The organism is Candidatus Symbiopectobacterium sp. NZEC135, assembly GCF_025962695.1.
Genome location: NZ_JAGFPF010000156.1, coordinates 1 through 3,413 on the forward strand (window position 1 = coordinate 1; position 3,413 = coordinate 3,413).

Here is a 3,413-nt window from a genome sequence, read left to right on the forward strand (position 1 = left end):
GCCGTAGATTTTGCTGGCGTTGTCGGCGCTGATAGTCAGTGCGGCGGGTGTCACGCTTAGGGTGCCGTTGTTGTAGCTGATGGTGTAGTTACCCAGCCCAGTGCCGCTAGCATTGCTGGCCGCGATACCGTAGCTGCCGACAGTGGCGCTGGCAGCGTTACCGGCGCTGGTCAGCGTCAGTCCGTCAACCGTATCACCGTTTACCAGCCCCTCAGTGGTATAACCAAGGTTTGCACTGCTGCCATAGATTTTGCTGGCGTTATCAGCGCTGATGGTAAGCGCCGCCGGAGTGACGGTCAGCGTGCCGTTGTTGTAGCTGATGGTGTAGTTACCCAGACCCGTTCCGGTCGCATTGCTGGCCGCGATGCTGTAGCTGCCGACGTTGGCGGTAGTAGCGTTACCAACGCTGGTCAGCGTCAACTCATTAACCGCATCGCCGTTTACCAGCCCCTCAGTGGTATAACCGAGGTTTGCACTGTTGCCATAGATCTTGCTGGCGTTGTCGGCGCTGATGGTAAGTGCCGCAGGCGTTACGGTCAGCGTGCCATCGTTATAGCTGATGGTGTAGTTGCCCAGTTTGCTGCCGGTAGCATTGCTGGCCGCGATACCATAGCTACCGACAGTGGCGCTGGTGGCGTTACCGGCGCTGGTCAGCGCCAGCCCGTCAACCGTATCGCCGTTCACCAGACCTGCGGCGCTATAACCGAGATTTGCACTGTTGCCATAGATCTTGCTGGCGTTGTCAGCGCTGATGGTGAGCGCCGCCGGGGTGACGTTCAAAGCACCACTGTTATAACTGATGGTATAGTTGGACAGCCCGACACCGCCTGCACCACTTACTGCGAGACTATAGCTGCCAACGTTGGCCGTGGAGGAGAAACCTAAGCTTGTATAGCCCATCGAGGTAATATAATCCCCATTGACTAACCCGGAAGCGGTGTAGGAAAGGAAGGGGAAGCTGCTGCCATAGACTTTACTGGTGTTATTCGCGGTGATGGTCAGCAGCGCGGGCGTAACGGTGCCGCCAAGGCTGATAATACTTGCCGCTTGTCCGCTCGCGTTAATGGCGGTCAGCCCTGCGGTGCTTAATGTGTGAACACCGACATTGTCTGTAAGCTGAAGCCCATTGGTCAAACGGCCGCTTATCGCGTTCCAGAAACCGGCACCATAATAGGTTGTCGTTGGTGTCGCGCCGTAAACGGCATTCTGTGCCACACCGACGACGCCTGAGAAACCAAACAGTGCGGGGGACGCGGAACCGCTAGCGGGTGCCCAAACTGTGCTATCAAGCCCGCTAAAGTTACTGGCGTTTTTCATTTGAGCGGTAGTGAGCCCAACGACAGTGCTGTTGCTGCTGCCGGAGCCTACCCCCACCGAGGAGGAGGTTTGGGTATTCCAATAGAGATTTTGCAGCGTGCTGAAGCCGTTATATCCGATCAATCCGCCATAGAAGGAGGGCGGCGTCGAGTAGTTAAAGACAGCGGCGGCATAACTATTGGCGACAGTACCACTTGCGTTATAGCCGACCAATCCCCCTGCCCAAGAGTTAATGCCTGTATTCAAGGTACTGGTGGTGTAGACATTATTCAATGCACCGGCGTTATAACCGACCAGTCCTCCGATAAAGGATGCGGCACCGCCCATACCCGATGCGGTTATATTGGCAGCAGAGTAGCTCTGGTTAACTTTCGCCCCGAACGCGTTGTTTCCGACTAGTCCCCCGACATTCTGTGAGCCATTGCCGGATGTTCCTGAGAGATTGATGGTGCCATCGGCATAGCTTTGCAGAATATCTTTATTATTTTGCCCCACCAGTCCGCCCCAATAGGAACCGTTTGAACTGTTGATCGCTGTGATGTTGGCACCAGAATGGCTGTATTTCACTGTTCCGATATTTTGCCCAACCAGTCCACCCATATAGGTGGTGGCTGTGGAAGTGCGCGTCAAGCTACCGGCCGCAGAGGCATAGGCCACCCTACCGGTGTTATAGGCGGCCAACACGTCAGCGCGACATTTCTGATGGTGCCGGTGTTATAACCAAACAGCCCTACATACGTATCGGCACTGTTGATTTTCAGGTTGGAGAGGGTGTTGCCAAGACCAGTGAAGATACCGCTGAATGCAGTTCCTGACGATGTTCCGACAAGGGCATTGCTGTAAGTGGTGCCGTTGGCATTCACATTCTGTGCCAGCGCATAACGACCCGATAATCCGGTGGTATCGATGGCATCCAACTGCGCCATCGAGCGTATCAGCGTGTAGCTCTCGCCGCCGATAGAAAGTGATGAATTGGCGCCAGACAGGGTGACGGATTTGCCCGATAGCAACGTATAGTCTTTTCCACTGCCATAATTGAGCGCCAGACCCGCGTTGGTGCCGGTCGCAGCGATATTGCCGTTAAGAGCAATGTTGCCAGCAGCCTCCAGCGTTAACGTGGTATCGGCGGACCAGCCAATATTGCTGGCAACGGTAATATCACCGCTCTGTGTACCGCTGGAGCCTGTTGAAACGGTCACATTCGCCAATGCCAGCGCCCCTTGCAGCGTGCCTGCATTGATGACGCTATCATCGGCGCTGGCGCTGAACCCCGATCCTGTATCGGCGGCCGATGAGATAATCACATTGTGCGGATCGAGCAGCAGGTTACCGTATTTACCACTGTCCGCCGACAGATCGGTTTTGCCCGCGTAAGCGAGTGTCGCTTTGCCTGAGACTTCTGCTTCGCCACCGTTGCCAGCACCCGCACCGCGTGCGCTGATGTTGCCGGCAAAGCGGGTATGCTTATCTGACCACACAACAACGTTACCGCCGTTGCCCTCGATGATCGCATCCGCTTTTACTACGGTGGAGGCATCAAGCGTGGTAGTTGTGGCGCGCTGTGTGCTGCCTTTACCTTGACGTTCACCGCCAATGTTGACGGTGCCACCGCCAATGTTGACGGTGCCACCGCCGGTTTTACCGGAGACATCCACCTTGGCACCCGCCAGAGCAATCGAATCGCCGGTAATGTTCACCTTACCGCCATTTCCCTGCGCCGCGGTGGCGGTAACGGTGCCCGATACGGCAACGTTGCCACCCTCGCCGCCGCCAATGGTGATGGCGCCGTTTTGGCCGCCCACGCTGTTGGCTTCAACCACGCCGGAGAGATTGATGGCGTTGCGTACCGCATTGCGCGCGGTTGCGGCCGTCATGATAACCGCCCCTCCGTTAGCCGATACGGTCCCGTTATTCTGAATCAACGCCTCTTTCACGCCGGAAGTGCTCGGTACCGCAACCTGGAGGAAACCATCGCCAGAGAGATCGAGGGTCACTTTCTCGGCTGCTCCCAAGCCCACTTTGCCTACCGGTACATTGATAAGTCCGTCATTTTTTACGCTCCCTCCCATCAACGCTGCATATCCGCCGCGCCCGAC

Annotated in this window: 1 protein-coding gene and 1 pseudogene; both read right to left on the minus strand. The window is 56.4% G+C overall.

Annotation, left to right across the window (positions count from 1 at the left end):
* On the minus strand, window positions 1-2,001 hold a 2,001-nt coding region (locus J5224_RS24145; protein WP_264627766.1), incomplete at its 3' end, for a beta strand repeat-containing protein.
* Window positions 1,944-3,413: pseudogene (locus J5224_RS24150) on the minus strand (hypothetical protein); the annotation flags it as partial. The gene J5224_RS24145 and the pseudogene J5224_RS24150, both read right to left, overlap by 58 nt.